Raw genomic sequence first — 20,882 nt, forward strand, 5'->3', positions numbered from 1 at the left:
AGTCGTTATTCATGCGTAGAAACACCCGTCAAGTCATGGTAGGCGATGTGCCAGTAGGCGGTGGCTTGTATGGCACAATTGCTTCTCCGGTTGTCGTGCAAAGCATGACCAACACTGATACTGCCGATGCACAAGCCACTATCCAGCAGGTGTTTGAGTTGTGGCAAGCGGGTAGTGAGGTCGTACGCATTACGGTTAACTCGCCCGAAGCTGCAGCACAAGTCGGCAATATTCGCGCCGGTTTGGATGCACTCGGTTGCAATGTGCCTTTGGTCGGTGACTTTCATTATAACGGTCACAAATTACTAGCCGCTTATCCTGATTGTGCAAAAAGTTTAGCTAAATATCGTATTAATCCAGGTAATGTAGGTAAAGGCAGTAAGCGTGACGAGCAATTCGCTGCCATGATTGAAGCCGCTATTCATTACAAAAAATCGGTGCGAATTGGTGTTAACTGGGGCAGCCTAGATCAAGCAAAAATGGCGCAGATGATGGATGATAACGCCAAGCTTGCGGAGCCATTATCTTCAGACGCCTTAATGCGTGAGGCATTGATACAATCTGCTTTAGAAAGTGCGCAACAGGCGGTTGATATTGGTTTAGACCCTAATCAGATAATCATTTCCTGTAAAGTCAGCAATGTACAGGATTTGGTTAAGGTGTATGCCGATTTAGCAACTCGCTGTGATTATCCTTTGCATCTGGGTTTAACCGAAGCTGGCATGGGTTCCAAAGGCATTGTCGCTTCTACAGCGGCATTGGCATTATTGTTGCAACAAGGCATTGGCGATACGATTCGCGTCAGTTTGACACCAGAACCAAACGAATCCCGAACAAAAGAAGTCGTTGTTGCACAAGAGATTCTACAAACCATGGGCATCCGCTCATTCACGCCTTTAGTCACGGCTTGTCCAGGTTGTGGCCGTACCACTTCAACCTATTTCCAGGAGTTAGCCATGCAAATTCAGAGCTATTTGCGTGTGCAAATGCCTGTTTGGCGCAGCGCATATCCAGGCGTGGAAGATATGAGCGTTGCTGTGATGGGTTGTGTGGTGAATGGGCCAGGTGAATCCAAACTGGCTAATATAGGCATTAGCTTGCCAGGTACTGGCGAAACACCAGTCGCACCGGTATTCGTAGATGGTGAAAAAACAGTCACTTTGAAAGGTGATCATATTGCCGAAGAGTTTCAGGCGATTGTAGAAGATTATGTACAGAAAAACTATGCTGAAGGCGGAAAACTACGCGTCGCAGTTATCCAAAAAACCATTCCTATTCAATCCATCAGCTAAGTAACGGCTGTACCTTTCTAATATAAATCCTGTTCTAATATAATCGTGTCTAATACCAAATCTACCAATACCAAATTTCAAAGCGTCAAAGGCTTCTACGATATTCTGCCTGAGGCGACACCGCTGTGGTTTAAGCTGGAGGACACCGCAAGGCATATATTAAGTCAATATGGCTATAATAATATTCGCATGCCCTTGGTCGAACCAACCGATTTATTTGTGCGTTCAGTCGGTGAGCATACCGATATTGTTGAAAAAGAGATGTACGCGTGGGAAGATAAACTGAATGGTGACAAGCTGACGTTGCGTCCAGAGGGGACTGCAGGCTGCGTGCGTGCGGTTGTTGAACATAATTTGACATATAACGGCCCACAACGTTTGTGGTATTCAGGCCCTATGTTCAGGCATGAGAATGTGCAAAAAGGCCGTCAACGCCAGTTTCACCAAATTGGCGTAGAAGCTTTTGGCTTTGATGGCCCGGATGTGGATGCTGAACAGATCGTTTTGCTGGCAAGATTGTGGCGCGAGTTAGGCATTGCTGATGTTGAGTTGCAGATCAATAGTATTGGCGATGCGGCAGAGCGCGCCGAATATCGCCAAACTTTAATTGCCTATTTTGAGCAACATTTGGATGTGCTTGATGAAGATGCAAAACGCCGTTTACACACGAATCCAATGCGCATTTTAGATACAAAAAATCCGCGCATGCAGGCGATGTGCGAAGCGGCACCTAAACTCATGGATTGTTTAGGTGAAGCAAGTCGAACCCATTTTGAAAGATTGTGTCATTTACTAAACGATGCAGGTATTGTTTTTATCATTAATCATCGCTTGGTAAGAGGCTTGGATTATTACAATCGTACAGTATTTGAATGGGTGACCACTAAGTTGGGTGCACAAGGAACGATTGCTGGTGGTGGACGTTATGACGCTTTAGTCGAGCGTTTAGGCGGTAATCCAACACCTGCATGCGGTTTCGGTATCGGTTTAGAGCGCGTGTTTTTGTTGATGCAGGAATATGGTGTGACCGCCACGAATTCACCAGATATTTATTTGGTTAACGTGGGCGACTTAGCTGAAAAACAGGCATTTATGACGGCTGAAGCCTTACGCAGCTTTGGTCTGAGCGTAGTATTACATGCGGGTGGCGGCAGTTTTAAATCACAAATGAAAAAAGCCGATAGAAGCGGCGCGCACTTTGCGGCAATTATCGGTGATGATGAAGCTGCAGCAAATGAAATATCATTAAAGCCCTTATTACAAGCGGGTGAACAAAAACGTTGTAAACTAAGCGAAGTGGTTAATTTTCTGCGGAGCTAGACAAAACTAGCCGCTAATGAGAGGACTAATATGACCGATAGCAAGCTAAAAGAAAATAAACAGTTTTCAACTGCTATTATTGTGCTGGGTTTGTTGTTGGCGATTGGCATGGCAAGTGCTGCATTCATATTGGGTGTACAAGCCAAACGTGCGGTTTCAGGTCAACAGTCCATTACAGTAAAAGGTTTAGCAGAAAAGCCAATCAAGGCTGATAGCGCAGAATGGACAATCACTGTTGGCGTGACGCAGCCTACCCAAGCAGCAGCGTTAGAAAGTCTGGCGACAGAACGCAAAGTGGTCGAAGCGTTTTTAGTCAAACAAGGTTTCGCTAGCGAAACTTGGTCGGCAGATGTTGAGACAATCGGCCCGCATTATGAGGAAGTCTTTGTAAAAGACATCCCGCGCCAAGTGCAGAATGGTTTTGATGCTTATCAGAACATTCGTGTCACTAGCCAGGATTTAACTAAGATTGCCGCTGCAAATAAGGCGTTTCTGCAATTGCGTGCAGAAAATCATCCTGTTACAGCCCAATCACCGAATTATTTAGTTGGTAATTTAGAAGCCATTAAAATGTCATTGATTGCAGATGCCACTAAAAATGCGCGCAGCCGTGCCACAGAGTTTGTTAAACAAGATGGCGTAAAAGTAGGTGTAATGAAATCAGCTAGCCAGGGCGCGTTTTACATACTGCCTGTAGGCGGTGATGCAGGCGATGATAGCTATGGCGGAGTTTACGACAAATCAACAATCGACAAAATTGCGCGCGTTGTGGTGACGATTGTTTACAACATTGAATAAACCATGGCCGAAATTCTAAATATCAGCAATTTAACTATCACGCCAAAAAATGAGCCTAATCGGTTTTTGGTTAAAGATGCAAGTTTGAGCTTATTGGCTGGTAAAACTACCTGTATCGTGGGTGAGTCTGGCAGTGGCAAAAGCTTAACGGCCTTGAGTATTATGGGTTTGCTTTCTAAACAACTGCAGTCAACGGGTAGTGTTATATTTAAAGGTCAAGATATTGCAACGCTGGATAATAAAGCCTTGCAAAAAGTCCGCGGCGCTAAAATCGGCATGATTTTTCAAGAGCCGATGACTTCACTTAACCCTGTTTTGACGGTCGGTTATCAAATTGGCGAATCACTCACGGCACATTTAGGCCTTAAAGGCTCTGGCTTAAAATTGCGCGTTGAAAGTTTATTGCAGCAAGTCGGTATCCCAATGGAGCGTGCCAATAGCTACCCTGATGAATTGTCAGGCGGGCAGCGTCAACGCGTGATGATTGCGACGAGCATTGCCTGCGAGCCAGCATTGTTAATTGCAGATGAGCCTACAACTGCGCTGGATATGACGGTGCAAGCGCAAATTTTGCATTTATTAGATGAGCTCAAAACACGCATGAATATGGCGATGTTGTTTATCACACACGATTTTGGCGTGGTGGCGGATATTGCCGACGATGTGATTGTGATGTTTAGAGGCGAGATTGTTGAAACCGGCACAAAAAAACAAATTTTAGAAAAGCCGCAACATCCATATACCAAAGCTTTGCTGGCCTGCGTGCCTGATTACGAAGGCAGGAAACAACTTAAACCCATTGATTACGCTTGGTTAAAAGATAGCAAGGTTGCTGCATGAGTAATACGGATGCCGGCAACATTATCTTGCAAGCCAATCATTTGGTGAAAACTTACATACAAAGCAGCGGGCGTTTTGGCTTTGGAAAAGCACAAGTTAGGGCGCTGGATGATGTCAGTATTGCGCTTAAAGAAGGTTCTACACTTGCGATAGTAGGTGAATCTGGTTCTGGTAAATCCACCTTGGCGCGTTGTCTGTTACAATTGCAACCTGTGGACAGCGGTGAAGTGCTGTTTCAAGGGCAAAATTTAGCCAAATTAGATGCGCAATCACTTAGAGCCGTTCGTAAGAATTTACAAATGGTGTTTCAAGATCCTTTTGCCTCGCTTAATCCCCGCATGCACGTTGGTGAAATTGTCGGTGAGGGTTTGCTGATTCATGGTTTGGGTAGTGTGGCCGAGCAAAAAAATAAAGTGTATCAAATGCTGGAGCGTGTTGGCTTAAAGGCAAATGATGCACTGAAATACCCCCATCAGTTTTCTGGTGGACAACGACAGCGTATTGGTATCGCGCGCGCATTAGTGCTAGAGCCAAAAATAGTTGTGTGTGATGAGCCAGTATCTGCATTAGATGTGTCGGTGCAAGCGCAAATTTTGTTGTTATTAAAAGAATTGCAAGTTGAGATGAACTTGAGTTATTTGTTTATCAGTCACGATTTAAGAGTAGTGCGTCACATTGCTGATGAAATGGTCGTGATGCATAAAGGTAAAATTGTAGAGCAGGGCAATGTAGTGGAAATTTACAACTCACCGCAGCAGCCTTATACACAGCAGTTATTAAGTGCGATTCCAGGCCGAAAAGCGGCCTAGTTTAGTTAAAAGGTATTTGGAAGCAAATTAGTTATTAAGAGAGAAAGAGTAATGGCATACGATTTAGAAGAGCAAGAACAGTTAGATGAATTTAAAGCTTGGTGGAAAAAGAGTGGGAAATTAATCTCTAATTTAATACTGGTAGTATTGCTGGCCTATGCTGGATGGCAAGGTTATCATTATTTTCAAGCTAAAAAATCGGTTGAAGCATCTACTTTATATCAAACCCTGGTTACCACAGATACAAGCAAATTAGCCGATATTCAAGCGCAAGCGACAAAATTAACGGCAGATTATGCTGGTACGCCCTATGCTGGACGAGCAGCAATTTATGCGGCAAAAGTGAATATTGCCGCAAACGATCACAAAAATGCTAAAACTCAGCTTGAGTGGGCGGCTAAAAATGCCAAAGAAAGTACAACCAAAGCAATAGCCAGTTTGCAGTTGGCTGGTATTTTGTTTGAAGAGAAAAGCTATGATGCTGCGCTGAAATTGTTGTCAAGTGACAGCGACAAAGGCTTTGTAGGGCTAAAGGAAGATTTAAAGGGTGATATTTACATGGCCCAAGGTAAAAAAACAGAGGCTAAAAAAGCTTATGAAACAGCTTTAATTGAGCTAGATTCTCAAGGTAGATTGTCGCAATATACGCGTCAAAAACTTGAATCACTTGGCGTTTAATTGCTGGCCTACACAATGCGTAAATCCATTTTTAAATACAGTTTAATTCTTAGTTTGGCATTCTTAAGCGCTTGTAGTGTGTTGACAGAGTTCCGTTCCGACCTTGCTGATAAGGTATTCGGTCGTGAGCCGGCCAATCCACCAGCTGAACTGGAAGATTTTAAAGCGACTTATGTGGCTAAAATTGATTGGTCCGCCAAAGCTGGCGTTACGGACAAGTATGACTACACGCCAGCCAGGGATTCCGATGCCGTTTATGTCGCTAATACCAAAGGCGAGATTGCTAAGTTTGATGCAGCCAGCGGCCGTGAATTATGGCGTATGAGTATTGGTGAGCCTATTAGTGGTGGTGTTGGTGTAGGTGGTGGAGTTGTGATGGTGGGCAGCAATAAAGGCTATGTGCATGCGGTAGATACGGCAGGCAAGTTTTTATGGAAAGCCAAAGTTTCCAGCGAAATATTAAGTGTGCCGCGTTATTTCGATGGCATGGTGATTGCGCGATCTGGTGACAACCGTATCTATGGATTGGATGCCACAGATGGCAGCCGTAAATGGGTTTATGAACGCATTACGCCGGCATTATCATTACGCAGTAGCGTTGGTTTTGTCGTAGATGCGGGCGCAGTTTATGCTGGTTTTGCCGGTGGGAAATTAGTTGCCATACGCGCAGATACTGGTAAGATTTTATGGGAAGCGACCATCGCACAGCCTAAAGGCGTGACAGAAATTGAGCGAATTGCTGATATAACCAGCTTGCCTTTTATTGATGGCAGCGTGATTTATGCGGTTGCATATCAAGGAAAGATAGCGGCAGTGGATCGCGCAACTGGCAAAGTGCTCTGGAATCGCGATATTTCTAGCTACTCAGGCTTAAGTGCCGAAGATGCAAAAATATTTGTTTCGCATACATTAGGTTCTGTTTACTCACTGGATTACACCAGTGGTAAAACCTTTTGGCGGCAAGGTGCCTTGTCTAATCGCCGCCTGACAGCACCATTGCCAATGGGCAGTTTAATTGCCGTTGGCGATTTGGAAGGCTATATCCATTTTTTAAGTCGAGATGATGGTAATTTTTCTGCCCGAATTAAAGTTGATAGCAACCCTGTCATGTCTCTTATTCCTGGTTCCAATACTTCGCAATTAATTGCAGAAACACGCGGCGGTGGCGTTTACGCCATCAGTGTAAAATAGTCGCCTCAAAAATATGTTACCTACCATTGTATTAGTCGGTCGACCTAACGTTGGCAAATCTACCCTTTTTAATCGCATGACTAAAAGTCGTGATGCTTTGGTGGCTGATTTGCCCGGCCTGACACGTGATAGACACTACGGTCGCGGCATTGGTGCAAGTAAGCCTTATTTGGTGATCGATACTGGTGGTTTTGAACCCACAGCCGAAAGCGGTATTTTAAAAGAAATGGCGCGCCAGACATTGTTGGCGATAGATGAAGCGGATATCGTCATTTTTCTGGTGGATGGTCGCGCGGGTATGACGCCACAAGAGTTTATTATTGCTGATAAATTACGTAAATCTCAACGCCCTGTATTGTTGGCCGTGAATAAAACTGAAGGCATGAATAAAGCAGTGGTTTCGGCTGACTTTCATGAGCTAGGTTTGGGCGATCCACTGTCAATATCCTCTGCGCATGGCGAAGGCGTGAAAGATTTGGTGGAGTTAGCGTTAGAGAGTTTTCCAGAGCACGATTTTGAAGAAGCTAGAACCAATCTTAACAAACCTAAAATCGCCATTGTCGGTCGCCCAAACGTAGGTAAATCAACACTGGTTAATGCTTTGTTAGGCGAGGAGCGCGTAATTGCGTTTGATGAACCTGGTACGACGCGTGATTCAATTGAAATTGATTTAGAAAAAAATGGTAAAACTTATACCATTATTGATACTGCAGGCGTTCGTAAGCGTGGCCGCGTATTTGAAGCCATTGAGAAGTTCTCGGTTGTTAAAACCATGCAGGCGATTGAAGACGCCAATGTAGCGATTCTGGTGGTGGATGCGCAAGAAGGCATCACCGAGCAAGATGCACACGTAGCAGCATACATATTAGATGCTGGTCGTGCACTGGTCGTTGCGGTGAATAAGTGGGATGGCTTGCCGGAAGACGAGCGTGAATTCATCAAAAAAGAGATTGACCGTAAATTAGTGTTTTTAGATTTTGCCAAATTTCACTATATTTCAGCGTTAAGAAAAAAAGGCTTACCTGAATTATTCACATCAGTGGATGGTGCGTTTAAAGCGGCAATGGTCAAGCTAGCTACGCCGCAACTTACCCGCGTTTTAATTGATGCCATCGCGCAACATCAGCCACCGGTTAGTCGTGGTACAAGGCCTAAATTGAAATATGCGCATCAGGGCGGCATGAACCCGCCGATTGTGGTGGTGCATGGCACCCATGTAGATGATATTAAAGACAGCTATAAACGCTATTTAGAAGGCGTTTATCGCAAGACTTTTCAGCTTACTGGTACGCCATTGCGCGTACAGTTTAAGCAGGGCGACAACCCATTTGCAGAGCCAGAAAAGCGTAAAGCAGGTGAAGGTATTGTGAGTATGCGTCGCCGCAAAACTGCGCAACGTGCAGAGCTTAAAGCTAAGAAGGATATTGAAGATAAGAAGCGTTAATTTATTTTGGCCATGCTAATCTGGTAATCCTTACGCTTACCAAATTAGTGTAAAGCCAGTTAAATTAATTAAGGTTTGCTCTTAAATTAAGCATAAATACTAGCCGTTTTAATACATGCTTTCCCAAAACTTCCACCAAACGCGCTCGTCATTAGTTACTTTACCTAATATCATCGGATTTTCTGGATAGTTGGTTTTCAGTATACGTAGCGTATCTTCTTTCAAGTCCGTTAAATCCATGTAGTCGTAGGCACTAATGCTGATAACCAGCGCTTCTTCAACTGAAGTTGAGTTTGGGTAATATTCCAGCACATATTTGGCACGATTTAATGCCGCTAAATAGGCTGTGCGGTTCATGTAATAACGCGCAACATGCAACTCATGCTGGGCAAGCGTGTTGACCAAATAAACCATGCGCTGCGTTGCATCTTTGTAATAACGGCTTTTGGGGAAGCGTTCAACTAATTCTTTTAATGCAGCAAAAGATACTTTGAGCGTTTTAGGGTCGCGGTCGCTGATTTCCTGAGCGGTATATTTTTCAATCACGCCACGCTCATTAAAGCTGGCCAGACCTTTTATGTAATAAGCATAATCTACATTAGGATGATTCGGATGTAATTTAATAAAACGATCAGCTGCTGCGACAGTAGAAACTGGATCTTGCTTTTTATAATACGCATAAGCAATTTCTAATTGTGCTTGTGTCGCGTACTTTCCATGTGGAAAGCGAGATTCTAGAATTTGAAAATAGCGTAAGGCCTGATCATAATCTTTATCGAGCATTTTCTGCTCGCCTTCTGCATAGATGCGGTCAGCTTGCCAGCCTTTTGTATCATCTAATTCGGTAGGGTCACCAAAAATGGCGCAGCTGGTTAATACTAAAGGCAGCAATAAAGCCGCAATGGATTTGAATAAAAGCGGTAAAATACGTTTCACAATTTAAAACCTACAATCAATTTAAGTTTTATTATAACTTAAGCTGTTAAGAAACTGATGCCAAAAAAAGAGTTACAACACAACATACCTGATAATCGTTTAGATACCCCTGTGGAAATGCTGAATGTTCCGATGAGTTTAGGCGGCGAACGACTGGATATTGCTTTGCAACAAATGCTGCCCGCACATTCACGCTCGCGCCTACAAACCTGGATTAAAGCAGGTTTGGTCACATTAAACGGTGAAGCGGCTACACCTAAAACCAAAGTGTGGGGCGGCGAACAAGTGTGCGTTGTAATACAAGCCAATGTGCAAGAGCAGGCCTTTTTGCCAGAAAACATTCCGCTGAATATTGTGTATGAAGATGACACGATTTTAGTGATTAACAAACCTGCTGGTTTGGTCGTACACCCAGCTGCGGGTAACTGGAGTGGAACACTTTTAAATGCGCTGTTATACCATTTGCCGCAATTGAAAGATGTGCCACGCGCAGGCATCGTACATCGATTAGATAAAGATACCAGCGGCTTGCTGGTTGTTGCTAAAACACTAGAGGCACAGACTAGCTTGGTACGCCAGTTGCAGGCACGTACGGTTAAGCGAGAGTATCGTGCAATCGTTTGGGGGCAACTGTGGCGCAATGGCACTATCAATCAGCCGATTGGTCGCCATTCGCATGCGCGAACAAAAATGGCGATTTCGCGTACAGGCAAGCCCGCTGTTACACATTACGAAGTGCTAGAGCGTTTTGGCGTGCATACTTATTTGCGCTGCCAGCTTGAAACCGGCCGCACGCATCAAATTCGTGTGCATATGCAGTTTTTAAAAGCGCCTATGTTGGGTGACCCTGTTTACGGAATCGGTAATATTATTCCGCACAAATTCATGACACAAACATTACGCGATGCGGTGAGCGGTTTTAATCGTCAGGCACTACACGCGGTAAAACTTGGTCTAATTCATCCTAAAACAGACACCTTTATGGAATGGCAGATTGAGTTGGCGGACGATATGAAGGTTTTGCTGGAAGCGATGCGTCATGAAGATGCGCCACTTGATGATGAAGAATCATTTGATTTTAGTTATCAAGACGGGGATTATTATGAAGGTGAAGCCGATGATGATTTTGAGGACTTGGATGACGACGAGTTGGAAGATGAGTAAGTAATCTAGGCAGTACTTAGAATTTAAAGCCATTAAAACTTAAGACGATGCTTAAAACTAGTGATTTTATTATTCCTGATTGGCCAGCTCCGGTCAATATACATGCCCTGCAAACCACGCGGCAAGGAGGCATTAGCTTGGCCCCGTATGACAGTCTTAATTTAGGCAGTCATGTGCAAGATGATCTTATCCATGTTGCACATAATCGCCAGTTATTAAGCCAGTTTGTACCGTCTGAGCCAGTTTGGCTGAATCAGGTTCATGGCATAAACGTAGTGGATGCTGCGAATACCGACTGTGTGCCAAATGCAGATGCCAGTTTTACTACGCGTCACAATGCCGTATGCGTAACTATGACAGCCGATTGTTTGCCCATATTGTTATGTGATAAAGCTGGCACTGTAGTCGCAAGCGTTCATGCCGGTTGGCGGAGCCTTTGTGACGGTGTGATAGAGGCGACAGTGCAAAAAATGCCGGCAGATGCTGATCAGTTAATGGCTTGGCTAGGCCCGGCGATTGGCCCGCAAGCGTTTGAAGTAGGCAGTGAAGTAAGAGCACAGTTTCTAGCAAAAGACGCACAGGCCGAAATTGCATTTAAACCACAACTTGCATCTGAATCAAACAGTGGCGATAAATGGTTAGCCGATATCTATACACTTGCCGCGCAACGCCTTAATAATATAGGCGTCAAACAGATTTACGGCGGCGGCCAGCAAGAAACCTTCTGTACTTTTACCGATGAGCAACGTTTTTTCTCGTTCCGTCGCGACAATCTGACGGGTCGCATGGCGACACTTATCTGGATAACCTAGTTTCTGATTAACTTAGAAAAATCACTGATTTTCACGTATTAACTGGTTTTCAATCATGATGTAAGCTTAATGCAATAAAGTTGCATTATTGAGCATTGCGGAATAGCAGTTAAAACAGTGTCTTACGCTATAATGCCGTTTATTCTTGAATCTATAAGTCCGCATGACTATTCCTGACCTTTCCGTTTTACTTTGGATATTATTATTTAGCTTGCTTGGCGGCGTATTGAGTGTCGCTGGCGCTGCATTAGTCGCACTCAACATCAGTAAATCTACGGTTCCTATGCTGATTAGCTACGCAATTGGCGCGATGCTGGGCGCAGTCTTCTTAGAAATTCTGCCTGAAGCCATTGAAGTCGCGACTAGCCCAAAACATATCACCGTGACGGTTTTGCTGGGTATATTGCTATTTTTTGCTTTAGAAAAGTTAGTCATTTGGCGGCATTGTCATGGTGACCATTGCGAAGTACATGCGGTACATACTGCGGATGATTGCCCCAATGCCGAAATGCAGACGGAAACGACATCTGCGCCAGCAACAAAATATAAAGCAGTCACAATAAAGCAGCCTTCTATTACGGCGCACCATCATCACACGCAACATGATCATGGCCGTAGTGGTTTAATGATTATGATTGGCGATACCTTTCATAATTTTGTAGATGGTATTTTGATTGCATCTGCTTTTATGGTGGATATAAAAGTTGGCATTGTGACGGCTATCGCCATCATTGCGCATGAAATTCCGCAAGAAGTGGGCGACTTTCTAATTCTATTGCATTCTGGCTATAGCAAAAAACAAGCTTTTATTTTTAACTTAGTCTCCAGCTTGGCAACTGTAGTTGGCGGGGTTGTCGCTTATTTTGCCTTAACCCACGTGCAAAGTTGGATTCCTACCATTTTAGGTTTAGCTGCTGCCAGCATGCTTTACGTGGCTGTCGCCGATTTAATCCCCAGCTTGCACAAGCGCACCGAATTACGCGCCACTATTTCGCAACTTGTCCTGATTGCCTGCGGCGTCGCATCCATTTGGCTGGTTGGCTACTTTTTAGAATAAAACTATTGATGAAAACAAACGTATGAAAACATCTGCATTAACATCCACACCAAAAGTTGGTTTTGTATCACTTGGCTGCCCTAAAGCAGGCTCTGATGCCGAGCGCATACTGACTCAATTGCGCGCAGAAGGCTATGAGATTTCAGCGAGTTATGAAGACTCGGATTTAGTCGTCGTGAATACCTGTGGCTTTATTGATTCTGCCGTACAGGAATCTTTAGATGCGATTGGTGAGGCGATTCATAAAAATGGCAAAGTGATTGTGACCGGCTGCTTGGGTGCAAAAAAAGGTGTGGTAGAAGCAGCGCATCCGAGTGTTTTAGCCGTCACAGGCCCGCACGCACTTGAAGAAGTAATGACGCATGTGCATCATAATCTGCCAAAATTACACGATCCATACACGGATTTAGTGCCGCCTCAAGGCGTGCGTTTAACGCCTAGTCACTATGCTTATTTGAAAATTTCTGAGGGCTGTAATCATAGATGCAGCTTCTGCATTATTCCCAGCATGCGTGGCGATTTAGTGAGCCGCCCAATCGGTGATGTGCTAAATGAAGCAGAAAACCTTGTTAATGCAGGTGTTTCAGAGATGTTGGTCATTTCGCAGGATACTAGTGCTTATGGCGTTGATGTGAAATATCGCCCAGGCTTTTGGAATGGACGCCCAGTAAAAACGCGTATGACAGAGTTATGTGGTGCGTTAAGTGAGCTAGGTATTTGGACGCGTTTACATTATGTATATCCATATCCACATGTGGATGAAGTGATTCCATTAATGGCTGATGGCCTAATTTTGCCGTATTTGGATGTGCCATTTCAACACGCCAGTCCACGTATCTTAAAAGCCATGAAGCGTCCTGCACATGCCGAAAATAACTTGGCACGCATTAAAGCCTGGCGCGAAATCTGCCCAGATATTACCGTACGCAGTACATTTATTGCAGGTTTCCCAGGCGAGACAGAAGATGATTTCAAAATGCTGCTCGACTTTTTAGAAGCGGCTCAATTAGACAGGGTAGGTTGCTTTACCTATTCAGCAGTGGATGGTGCAAAAGCCAATGAATTGCCAGACCACGTGCCGCAAGAGGTAAAAGAAGAACGCCTGGCACGATTCATGGAGGTGCAAGAGCGTATCAGCGCGGCAAAATTGCAGGCTAAAATTGGCAGTATGCAAACGGTTTTAGTGGATGAGATTAACGAGCTAGAAGACGGTAGTTTTGAGGCGATAGGGCGTACAAAAGCAGATGCACCAGAGATTGATGGTGTAGTGTATTTAGAGGATGCCGAAGGATTAACGCCTGGTGATTTTGTAGAGGTTGAGATTTATAGTGCGGATGGACATGATTTATGGGGTGGGCCACCAAGAGATTAAGTGATGGAATCAGAAGCTCAATCAATCACCGAGTTGGAAAATGCCAGGAATCTTGCTTTACAAAAATATGGACGTAATGTTTACAATTTTGGTCTTTTAGAGTCATGGCTGAAAGTGTTGGTTTCACGGGCTGAAATCTCAGGCCATGTAAGCGAACTTCCAGAGATATTAAATCGACAATCAGAGGCTATACGTAATAAGACGATGGGGCAAGTAATTAAGCAATTCGTCGAAAAAATTGACCCTGATTATGTACCTCTTAATAAAGAGCCCTTAGAAGTAAAAGATTTATATATATCTCATACTTTTAACTTAGAGATTGATAATGATGAGTTCCAAGAAAAGAAATTGATATTGGAAGCCATATCTAAAGATCGTAATGAATTAATTCACCATTTTCATGAGCGTTTTAAATTTGATTCAATTCAAAATTGTCAGAAGGCTATTAAATTTCTTGATTTGCAGCGAGAAGAGTGTTGGCCGTATTTTGAAGAAATTCGGAATTTACTAAGAGTCTACGGCGAAGGTATGAAAGAAGTTGCTGAGATGATGAATTCTGAACAGTTTTTGAATGCCATTGTTGATGCTAATTAGTCTGGTTTCGGACCGAGTAATCGTGTTACATGCTGTAATCAAACTACGTTAAATAAATCCGGCAATATCGGTGCTGGTCTTTGGCTATCTGCACGATCTTCTAAAAAATCAAAAGTAAGCGGGCAGCGGGTTGGTTTTTTTGCAGCTTTGCGACGTTTGGGTGTGGTGGCTTGTAAATCAATATACGGTGTTTGGCTAATGCGGATATAGCCTGATGCAGCTAATTTTTGTGCTGTGGTTTCAAATAGGCTTAGTGGATTGTCAATGTTTTGCAGAGTGACAATCTCGTCAGCAACTCCTTTTGATTTGGTGACTTTTAGTACGTTGTACATCACCAATTTGGCCGCAGTTTGTTTGCCGTAAATTTCGCCTGTTTGTATCTGCAAGGTCACTCCAAATGGGCTATAGAACATTCATTAAAAATAATAGTACAATTATTGGCAATTATAAAGCAATTAACCAGTTGATTAAGCAAATTAATGGACGTGATTATGCATGCTGAATTTAAAAAAAATGGTTATGTGTATATTAAAAACTTTTTCTCTCAGGCTGAGGTTGATGCGCTGGTTGCTGATATTAAAGAGGCGTCTGCGACTAAGTCAGGGAAGGATGTTTTAGATAAGGGTGATTTAAAGTTTCATGCATTAATTATGCATCGTAGCGAAAAATTACGTGCTTTTATCTCGCAGTCCAAAATCATCGACTTTTTAAAACAATTTGCAGGTCCTGATATTTGGGTGAGATGGGATCAGGCTGTAGAAAAAAAACCGGGTGCTGGTACTTTTCCTTGGCATCAAGATAATCAGTACAGCCAATTGAAAGACCAGCACTTTCAATTTTGGATTTCATTGACAACGATGACGGCAGATAATGGTGGTTTGTGGGTTGTGCCGGGAAGTCATAAAGGTATGTTGAAATATGATGTAGATGATAACCACGTTTCATACAACGGAGATGTGAGCAAGGCTGAGTTTATTTCGGCTGAGCCCGGCGATGTTGTTTTGTTTTCATCCTTTCTATTGCATTCCACAACACCCAACATTACGCAGAACAGCCGCTGGGCATATGTCATTGAGTATATGCAAATGGATAGTATTGACCCATACATTGATGCGCCATATTTAGTTGTGGCTAAAGATGGGCAATCACATTTGGAGTATTTAGATAGGTTGCCAAGTGAAAATGACTGGGTAAATCGCTGGAAATATTGGGATATGAAGCACAAAGTTAAACAACAAATTAAGACCAGTTTAGCTGCAATTAAAAATACAGTTTTTTAAAAGACAGTTCTTAAGTCTTGTTTTAAAGCTTAATCTGTTTGCGTCGTAAATTAATGTGCGATTGAATTAATTCTTTTGCTTGATGGCGGAATCGGCTACCGTCAGCATCTTTTACCCACATATGTAATAAGCCGCTAAAAAACAAGTGTGTATCTAACGCCAATGCATGTGGTGTATGGTTTGGCGCTAAAATATTCTGCGCCTGTGCACGTTCGTATGCGAGTTGAATTTTTTCTGTAATATTCGAGCAATTGTTTAAGATTTGCTGTAGCACGGTGGCAAATTCATCTACATATTCACACTTAATCATCATGATTTCATAAATCTGACGCATTTCAATGTTTTCATTGAGTCCATTGATGGTGACGCACATGCTGTTTTCAATTTGAGTGAGCGCGTCAACATCGTCCGCTAGGTTGGCGATTGCGAGTGTATCATCCATGCGGTCGATTAAAGGTAAAATAACCCGATCACGCATAGCATTGAAAATTTCAGTTTTATTTTTAAAATGCCAATATACGGCACCACGAGTGACCTCGGCTTGTAACGCAATGTGCTCAAGCGTAGTGCGACTTACCCCGCGTTTTAAAAAAACCTCCTTGGCCGCGTCAATAATACGTTGCCTTGTAAGTTCTGCATCTTCTTTCGTTTTTCTTACCATAATTTAAGCACTTAATTCTGATCTAACATTTATTTAAAATATTTACATGTTTGGTTTGTTGCTCGGAGTTCAACTCCGTGTCTATATAACGATTTAGTTAAAAAATAGTTTACATACATTCTTGTTTGTATATAATATACAACAAATATGATTATAAATAAATAACTATTATCATTACCAATATCATGGTTAATTATTAATTGTGATAAAAATTACTTTAAACAGGGCTCTTAAATCATGCTTTTTTTGCCGCAACAAAATAACTTAAAACCAAAACACTTAAAAAAACAAAATTTTTCACGCGCCAGCTTAATTGTTATGGCAGTTGTAGCCATCGCTTTACAGAGCTGCGGCAAAAAAGAAGATGTCGCCGCCAGTGCGCCGCCTGCAATGCCAGTTAGTTATGTCAGTGTACAGCCTACCAATGTGCCAATGAGTGTGGAAGCAGTTGCGCAAACTGAAGGCGCCAGAGAGGTTGAGGTTAGGCCGCGTGTGGGCGGTATCATCCTAAAGAAAATGTTTGAAGAAGGCGAATCAGTAAAGGCTGGTCAAGTGCTGTTTATTATTGATCCGGTACCATTTCAAATTGCATTGGCACAAGCCAAAGCACAAGCGGCAGGTCAAGGCGCGCGTATTACGCAAACCTCACGTGAGTCGAATCGTTTGAAAGAGTTGCTTGAAACTCAATCAGTGAGTCAGCGTGAGTATGACAATGCAACATCAGACGCAAGTATTTCTCAGGCAGATATGTTGCAGGCACAGGCAAATATTAAAGAAGCGGAGTTGAATCTTTCTTATACGCAAGTAACGGCACCTGTTTCTGGCATCGCTGGCCGTTTCCAGTTCTCCGAAGGGGCATTGGTTGCTGCAAACACTAGTTTGCTGACGACTATTGTTCAGTTGTCACCCATTTGGGCGCGTTTTAGTTTGTCTGCATCAGAACTTGCCAGTTTGGGTGGGCATGTTAATTCAAGCAGTGTGACGGACGTGACTTTGATATTGCCTAATGGTAGTGAGTATGCACAAAAAGGTAAGCTTAATTTTACCGCAAATCAAATTGATCCAACTTTAGGCACACAGGAGCTGCGCGCGACTTTTAATAACGACGATAAAGCGTTGTTGCCAGGTCAGTTTGTTCGCGCTCGTGTGACGACTGGTGAGCGTGAAGGGGTGTTTTTGGTGCCGCAGGCTGCCGTGCTATCAGGGGATCTAGGCAAGTTTGTTTATGTGGCTAATGCCAAAAATGAAGCGACCCCAACGCCTGTAACTGTGGGTGCGTGGCATGGTAAGGATTGGATTATCTTGGATGGTTTAAAGGCTAACGATAAAGTGATTGTTGATAATTTGATCAAATTACGCCCTGGAGCAGTAGTGCAACCGAAAATTTTTGTTCAGCCTACTCAATCAACTCAAGAACCTGCTGCTATAGATAAGTCGACCTCTAAGTCTACGACTAAATCTAAAGTAAAAGTTGGTTAATCAAACATCTGAGCACATAAAACCATGACCAAATTTTTTATCACAAGGCCTATTTTTGCCTCAGTTCTGTCCATCATTATTGTATTGGCAGGTTTAGCTGCTGCGCTTAAATTGCCGATTGCGCAATACCCGCAGATTGCACCGCCGACAGTACTGATTACTGCAACCTATCCCGGTGCCAGTGCAGAAACGCTATCTAAAACCGTTGCAGCGCCGATTGAAGAGCAGTTGAGTGGCGTTGAGGGTTTGCTGTACTTTAACTCTAGCGCTGACTCCAGCGGCACATTAACGATTACTGCTACTTTTGAAATCGGCACTGATGTGAATCAGGCAACATTTAACGTGAGCAATCGCGTTAATATTGCATTGCCACGCTTGCCTGATGAGGTGCGTCGCACTGGTTTGGTCGTACAAAAGCGTTCAAACGACATTCTGCTTGTGGTGATGTTGACCGATAAGCAAAAGAAATATGATCCGCTGTATTTAAGCAACTACGGTACGCTTAATGTATTAGATGAACTTAAACGTATTAACGGTGTGGGCGATGCGATTATTTTCGGTGCACAAGATTACTCTATGCGTATCTGGTTAAAACCAGACCGCATGGCGCAATTGGGTGTGACGACTACTGATATTGCAAATGCAATTCAATCGCAGAATAACCAGTATGCGGCAGGTAAAATCGGTCAGGAGCCATCACCTGATTCGCAGCAGTTGATTTATACCGTTACCGCTAAAGGCCGCTTAATTGACCCGAGTGAGTTTGGCAGTATCATTATTCGCGCAGATGGTCCACGTGGTGTGCTTTATTTAAAAGATGTTGCACGAGTTGAGTTAGGTTCGCAAACCTATAACGTGCGTACTGCGCTAGATGGTTTGCCGGGTGTAGGTATCCCTATTTTCTTGCAAACAGGTGCCAATGCGCTTGATACAGCACAAGCTGTTAAAGACAAAATGAATGAGCTGAAACTACGCTTTCCAGAAGGCGTAGATTGGGAAACGCCTTATGACACCAGCGACTTTGTTAAATCATCAATATCGGAAGTGCTTAAAACGCTGGCTGAGGCTCTAGTCTTAGTTGTGTTAGTGGTGTATGTGTTCTTACAAAGCTGGCGTGCGACTTTAATTCCGTTGATTGCGGTCCCGATTTCATTAATTGGTACGTTTGCAGGTTTATGGATATTTGGCTTTTCTATTAATACGTTAACGCTATTTGCCATGGTGCTTTCAATTGGTATCGTGGTTGATGATGCGATTGTGGTGCTAGAAAACGTTGAGCGACTGATGGCAGAAGAGAAGCTGTCACCGATTAAAGCTGCAATTAAATCCATGGAGCAGGTTTCAGGCGCTGTGGTGGCGATTGTGCTGGTGCTGTGCGCAGTATTCGTCCCAGTAGCATTCTTGGGCGGTATTGCGGGTGAAATGTATCGCCAATTCGCGGTTACTGTCGCCGTGGCAGTGGTCATTTCAGGTGTTGTTGCCTTAACATTAACGCCTGCATTGTGTGCAATCTTGCTGAAATCTGTACATGAAGAATCTAAATTCTTTAAACCGTTTAACCGTGGTTTTGGGAAGTTAACGAATTTTTATACGAGTACGGTTAATCTAACTTTGCATCATAGAATTATTGGCACCATTGTATTCGTTGGCATTATTGCGCTGGTTGCGATATTACTTAGAACTGTGCCAGGTAGTTTTGTGCCGGCAGAAGATCAAGGTTATGTCGTTACTGCGGTGATTATGCCGGATGGGGCAACTTTGAGTCGTACCACTAAAACCACGGAAGCAGTGCGTACTGAAATTGCCAAAGACCCTGCTGTCGCGACTGAGTTTGCAGTCTATGGTTTTGACTTGATTGGTGGCGGCAACAAAACCAATGCAGCTACCATGTTTGTGCGTATGACCGATTGGGATAAGCGCACAACGACGGCGGATGACATTGTCGGTAAGTTATTTGGCATTGGTATGCAACAGCCAGATGGCATGGCTATTGCGTTTAATCCACCGGCAATTCGTGGTTTAGGTAGTTCAGGTGGTTTTGAGTTGTATTTGCAAAGTCGTGGCGATGCAGATCCGTTGCGTTTATCAGCTGTCGTTAATAACTTTATGGATGCCTTGCGCAAAGAGCAACGTTTAACTGGTATTAACTCATTTTTCCGCCCAACTGTGCCGCAACTATTTGTGGAAGTCGATGAAGCAAAAGCGATTTCGCAAGGTGTGCCAGTAGCAGACATTTATGCGACGCTGCAAAGTACGATGGGTTCTTTATATGTGAATGACTTCAATAAGTCTGGCCGTACTTATCGCGTGCAATTGCAAGCAGAGGCTGAATATCGCATGAAAGCAGAAGATTTAGGCAAAGTATATGTACGTTCTAATACTGGGAAAATGGTGCCTTTATCCGCATTAAGTAGAGTAAGCAGTATCGTTGGTGCTGAGCAACTAGAGCGTTACAACGGCTTGCTTTCTGCCAAAGTGATGGGTAGTGGCGCTGCAGGTGTGAGCTCTGGTGACGCGATTAAAATGGTTGAAAAAATCGCTGCGGAAAACTTGCCTGAGAACTATCAAATTGCATGGACAGGTCAAGCCTATCAAGAAAAACGGACTGGCTCTGCTGCGGTTCTAGCTTTTGGTTTTGCCATCATTATGGTGTTCTTGATTCTTGCAGCACAATTTGAAACCTGGGCGTTGCCTCTGGCTGTTATTATGGCGGTGCCGTTTGCCTTGGCTGGTGCTCTGCTAGCTGTGCTGGTGCGCGGTATGCCAAATGATATTTACTTCCAAATCGGACTCATTACGTTGGTTGGATTGGCAGCGAAAAATGCGATTCTGATTGTGGAGTTCGCCAGCCAGAAAATGGAAGAGGGTATGCCTGTGATGGAAGCTGCGATTGAAGCCGCACGTTTAAGGTTTAGACCAATCGTGATGACATCGATGGCGTTTGTACTAGGTATCGTACCATTGGTTATCGCTACTGGCGCGGGTGCTGCAGCGCGACGTAGTATGGGTACCGGCGTGTTTGGCGGCATGATGTTAGCGACATTTGTGGCGACGATATTTATTCCGCTATTCTTTACATGGTTAAGTAATACGCATGTAGATAGGAAACATCATGACAAAGGCTTGGTGGATCACTCTAAGGAAACCGCTTGATA

At 43.6% G+C, this 20,882-nt stretch carries 19 protein-coding genes; 16 read left to right on the forward strand and 3 right to left on the reverse strand.

What is annotated here, in order from left to right; translation table 11 throughout:
* Positions 1-11: 11 nt before the first annotated feature.
* Genes ispG through der form a run of 8 tightly spaced genes read left to right on the forward strand, consistent with a single transcriptional unit; the run spans position 12 to position 8,372 of the window.
* Positions 12-1,292, forward strand: a complete 1,281-nt coding sequence (gene ispG, locus K370_RS00630) for a flavodoxin-dependent (E)-4-hydroxy-3-methylbut-2-enyl-diphosphate synthase (RefSeq protein ID WP_047536917.1) — start codon at positions 12-14, stop codon at positions 1,290-1,292.
* Positions 1,293-1,337: 45 nt separating this feature from the next.
* Entirely contained in the window at positions 1,338-2,612 is a 1,275-nt protein-coding gene (gene hisS, locus K370_RS00635; protein WP_047536920.1) for a histidine--tRNA ligase, read from the forward strand.
* A gap of 30 nt (positions 2,613-2,642) precedes the next feature.
* Entirely contained in the window at positions 2,643-3,410 is a 768-nt protein-coding gene (locus K370_RS00640; protein ID WP_047536923.1) for an SIMPL domain-containing protein, read from the forward strand.
* A gap of 3 nt (positions 3,411-3,413) precedes the next feature.
* On the forward strand, positions 3,414-4,250 hold the full coding sequence (locus K370_RS11945; RefSeq protein ID WP_081977127.1) for an ATP-binding cassette domain-containing protein: 837 nt from the start codon (positions 3,414-3,416) through the stop codon (positions 4,248-4,250).
* Positions 4,247-5,059, forward strand: a complete 813-nt coding sequence (locus K370_RS11950; RefSeq protein ID WP_047538664.1) for an ABC transporter ATP-binding protein — start codon at positions 4,247-4,249, stop codon at positions 5,057-5,059. The genes K370_RS11945 and K370_RS11950 overlap by 4 nt, the downstream gene beginning before the upstream one ends.
* A gap of 51 nt (positions 5,060-5,110) precedes the next feature.
* Positions 5,111-5,737, forward strand: coding sequence for a YfgM family protein (locus K370_RS00655; RefSeq protein WP_047536926.1), 627 nt, complete (start codon positions 5,111-5,113; stop codon positions 5,735-5,737).
* Positions 5,738-5,752: 15 nt separating this feature from the next.
* Positions 5,753-6,928, forward strand: a complete 1,176-nt coding sequence (gene bamB, locus K370_RS00660; protein ID WP_047536930.1) for an outer membrane protein assembly factor BamB — start codon at positions 5,753-5,755, stop codon at positions 6,926-6,928.
* A 13-nt stretch (positions 6,929-6,941) separates the two neighbouring features.
* Complete coding sequence (der, locus tag K370_RS00665; protein WP_047536933.1) at positions 6,942-8,372, forward strand: ribosome biogenesis GTPase Der; 1,431 nt, start codon at positions 6,942-6,944, stop codon at positions 8,370-8,372.
* 108 nt (positions 8,373-8,480) lie between these two features.
* On the opposite strand, the gene K370_RS00670 is transcribed toward der, so the two are convergent.
* Complete coding sequence (locus K370_RS00670) at positions 8,481-9,308, reverse strand: outer membrane protein assembly factor BamD (RefSeq protein WP_047536936.1); 828 nt, start codon at positions 9,306-9,308, stop codon at positions 8,481-8,483.
* A gap of 57 nt (positions 9,309-9,365) precedes the next feature.
* On the opposite strand from K370_RS00670, the gene rluD reads away from it, so the two are divergent.
* From rluD to K370_RS00695, 5 genes are all read left to right on the forward strand, one after another.
* Positions 9,366-10,472 (forward strand): 23S rRNA pseudouridine(1911/1915/1917) synthase RluD, encoded by a 1,107-nt coding sequence (gene rluD / locus K370_RS00675; RefSeq protein ID WP_047536944.1) that lies wholly within the window; start codon positions 9,366-9,368, stop codon positions 10,470-10,472.
* Between the two features lie 47 nt (positions 10,473-10,519).
* Entirely contained in the window at positions 10,520-11,284 is a 765-nt protein-coding gene (gene pgeF / locus K370_RS00680; protein WP_047536948.1) for a peptidoglycan editing factor PgeF, read from the forward strand.
* 163 nt (positions 11,285-11,447) lie between these two features.
* On the forward strand, positions 11,448-12,341 hold the full coding sequence (locus K370_RS00685) for a ZIP family metal transporter (protein WP_047536957.1): 894 nt from the start codon (positions 11,448-11,450) through the stop codon (positions 12,339-12,341).
* A gap of 22 nt (positions 12,342-12,363) precedes the next feature.
* Positions 12,364-13,713: a 30S ribosomal protein S12 methylthiotransferase RimO gene (gene rimO, locus K370_RS00690; RefSeq protein WP_047536959.1), complete on the forward strand. Its 1,350-nt coding sequence runs from the start codon at positions 12,364-12,366 to the stop codon at positions 13,711-13,713.
* Between the two features lie 3 nt (positions 13,714-13,716).
* Entirely contained in the window at positions 13,717-14,307 is a 591-nt protein-coding gene (locus K370_RS00695; protein WP_047536962.1) for a hypothetical protein, read from the forward strand.
* Between the two features lie 38 nt (positions 14,308-14,345).
* Here the strand turns inward: K370_RS00695 and K370_RS00700 are convergent, their stop codons facing one another.
* Entirely contained in the window at positions 14,346-14,693 is a 348-nt protein-coding gene (locus K370_RS00700) for a hypothetical protein (RefSeq protein WP_235272642.1), read from the reverse strand.
* A 93-nt stretch (positions 14,694-14,786) separates the two neighbouring features.
* Here K370_RS00700 and K370_RS00705 point away from each other — a divergent pair, with 93 nt between their 5' ends.
* Entirely contained in the window at positions 14,787-15,587 is an 801-nt protein-coding gene (locus tag K370_RS00705) for a phytanoyl-CoA dioxygenase family protein (protein ID WP_052185117.1), read from the forward strand.
* Between the two features lie 22 nt (positions 15,588-15,609).
* On the opposite strand, the gene K370_RS00710 is transcribed toward K370_RS00705, so the two are convergent.
* Entirely contained in the window at positions 15,610-16,248 is a 639-nt protein-coding gene (locus K370_RS00710; RefSeq protein ID WP_047536967.1) for a TetR family transcriptional regulator, read from the reverse strand.
* A 237-nt stretch (positions 16,249-16,485) separates the two neighbouring features.
* On the opposite strand from K370_RS00710, the gene K370_RS00715 reads away from it, so the two are divergent.
* Together K370_RS00715 and K370_RS00720 are read left to right on the forward strand one after the other, a co-directional pair.
* Positions 16,486-17,727, forward strand: coding sequence for an efflux RND transporter periplasmic adaptor subunit (locus K370_RS00715; protein ID WP_047536970.1), 1,242 nt, complete (start codon positions 16,486-16,488; stop codon positions 17,725-17,727).
* Between the two features lie 24 nt (positions 17,728-17,751).
* Complete coding sequence (locus K370_RS00720; protein ID WP_047536972.1) at positions 17,752-20,880, forward strand: efflux RND transporter permease subunit; 3,129 nt, start codon at positions 17,752-17,754, stop codon at positions 20,878-20,880.
* Positions 20,881-20,882 lie beyond the last annotated feature (2 nt).

The organism is Methylotenera versatilis 7, from assembly GCF_000799165.1.
Classification (GTDB): domain Bacteria; phylum Pseudomonadota; class Gammaproteobacteria; order Burkholderiales; family Methylophilaceae; genus Methylotenera_A; species Methylotenera_A versatilis_A.

Excerpts from the sequence above, each read along its gene's own strand:
- rimO (WP_047536959.1), top strand. The coding sequence starts at position 12,364 with ATGAAAACATCTGCATTAACATCCACACCAAAAGTTGGTTTTGTATCA.
- pgeF (WP_047536948.1), top strand. The coding sequence starts at position 10,520 with ATGCTTAAAACTAGTGATTTTATTATTCCTGATTGGCCAGCTCCGGTC.
- K370_RS11950 (WP_047538664.1), top strand. The coding sequence starts at position 4,247 with ATGAGTAATACGGATGCCGGCAACATTATCTTGCAAGCCAATCATTTG.
- K370_RS00640 (WP_047536923.1), top strand. The coding sequence starts at position 2,643 with ATGACCGATAGCAAGCTAAAAGAAAATAAACAGTTTTCAACTGCTATT.
- K370_RS00655 (WP_047536926.1), top strand. The coding sequence starts at position 5,111 with ATGGCATACGATTTAGAAGAGCAAGAACAGTTAGATGAATTTAAAGCT.
- K370_RS00695 (WP_047536962.1), top strand. The coding sequence starts at position 13,717 with ATGGAATCAGAAGCTCAATCAATCACCGAGTTGGAAAATGCCAGGAAT.
- der (WP_047536933.1), top strand. The coding sequence starts at position 6,942 with ATGTTACCTACCATTGTATTAGTCGGTCGACCTAACGTTGGCAAATCT.
- ispG (WP_047536917.1), top strand. The coding sequence starts at position 12 with ATGCGTAGAAACACCCGTCAAGTCATGGTAGGCGATGTGCCAGTAGGC.
- K370_RS00685 (WP_047536957.1), top strand. The coding sequence starts at position 11,448 with ATGACTATTCCTGACCTTTCCGTTTTACTTTGGATATTATTATTTAGC.
- K370_RS00705 (WP_052185117.1), top strand. The coding sequence starts at position 14,787 with ATGGACGTGATTATGCATGCTGAATTTAAAAAAAATGGTTATGTGTAT.
- K370_RS00720 (WP_047536972.1), top strand. The coding sequence starts at position 17,752 with ATGACCAAATTTTTTATCACAAGGCCTATTTTTGCCTCAGTTCTGTCC.
- K370_RS11945 (WP_081977127.1), top strand. The coding sequence starts at position 3,414 with ATGGCCGAAATTCTAAATATCAGCAATTTAACTATCACGCCAAAAAAT.
- rluD (WP_047536944.1), top strand. The coding sequence starts at position 9,366 with ATGCCAAAAAAAGAGTTACAACACAACATACCTGATAATCGTTTAGAT.
- K370_RS00715 (WP_047536970.1), top strand. The coding sequence starts at position 16,486 with ATGCTTTTTTTGCCGCAACAAAATAACTTAAAACCAAAACACTTAAAA.
- bamB (WP_047536930.1), top strand. The coding sequence starts at position 5,753 with ATGCGTAAATCCATTTTTAAATACAGTTTAATTCTTAGTTTGGCATTC.
- K370_RS00710 (WP_047536967.1), bottom strand. The coding sequence starts at position 16,248 with ATGGTAAGAAAAACGAAAGAAGATGCAGAACTTACAAGGCAACGTATT.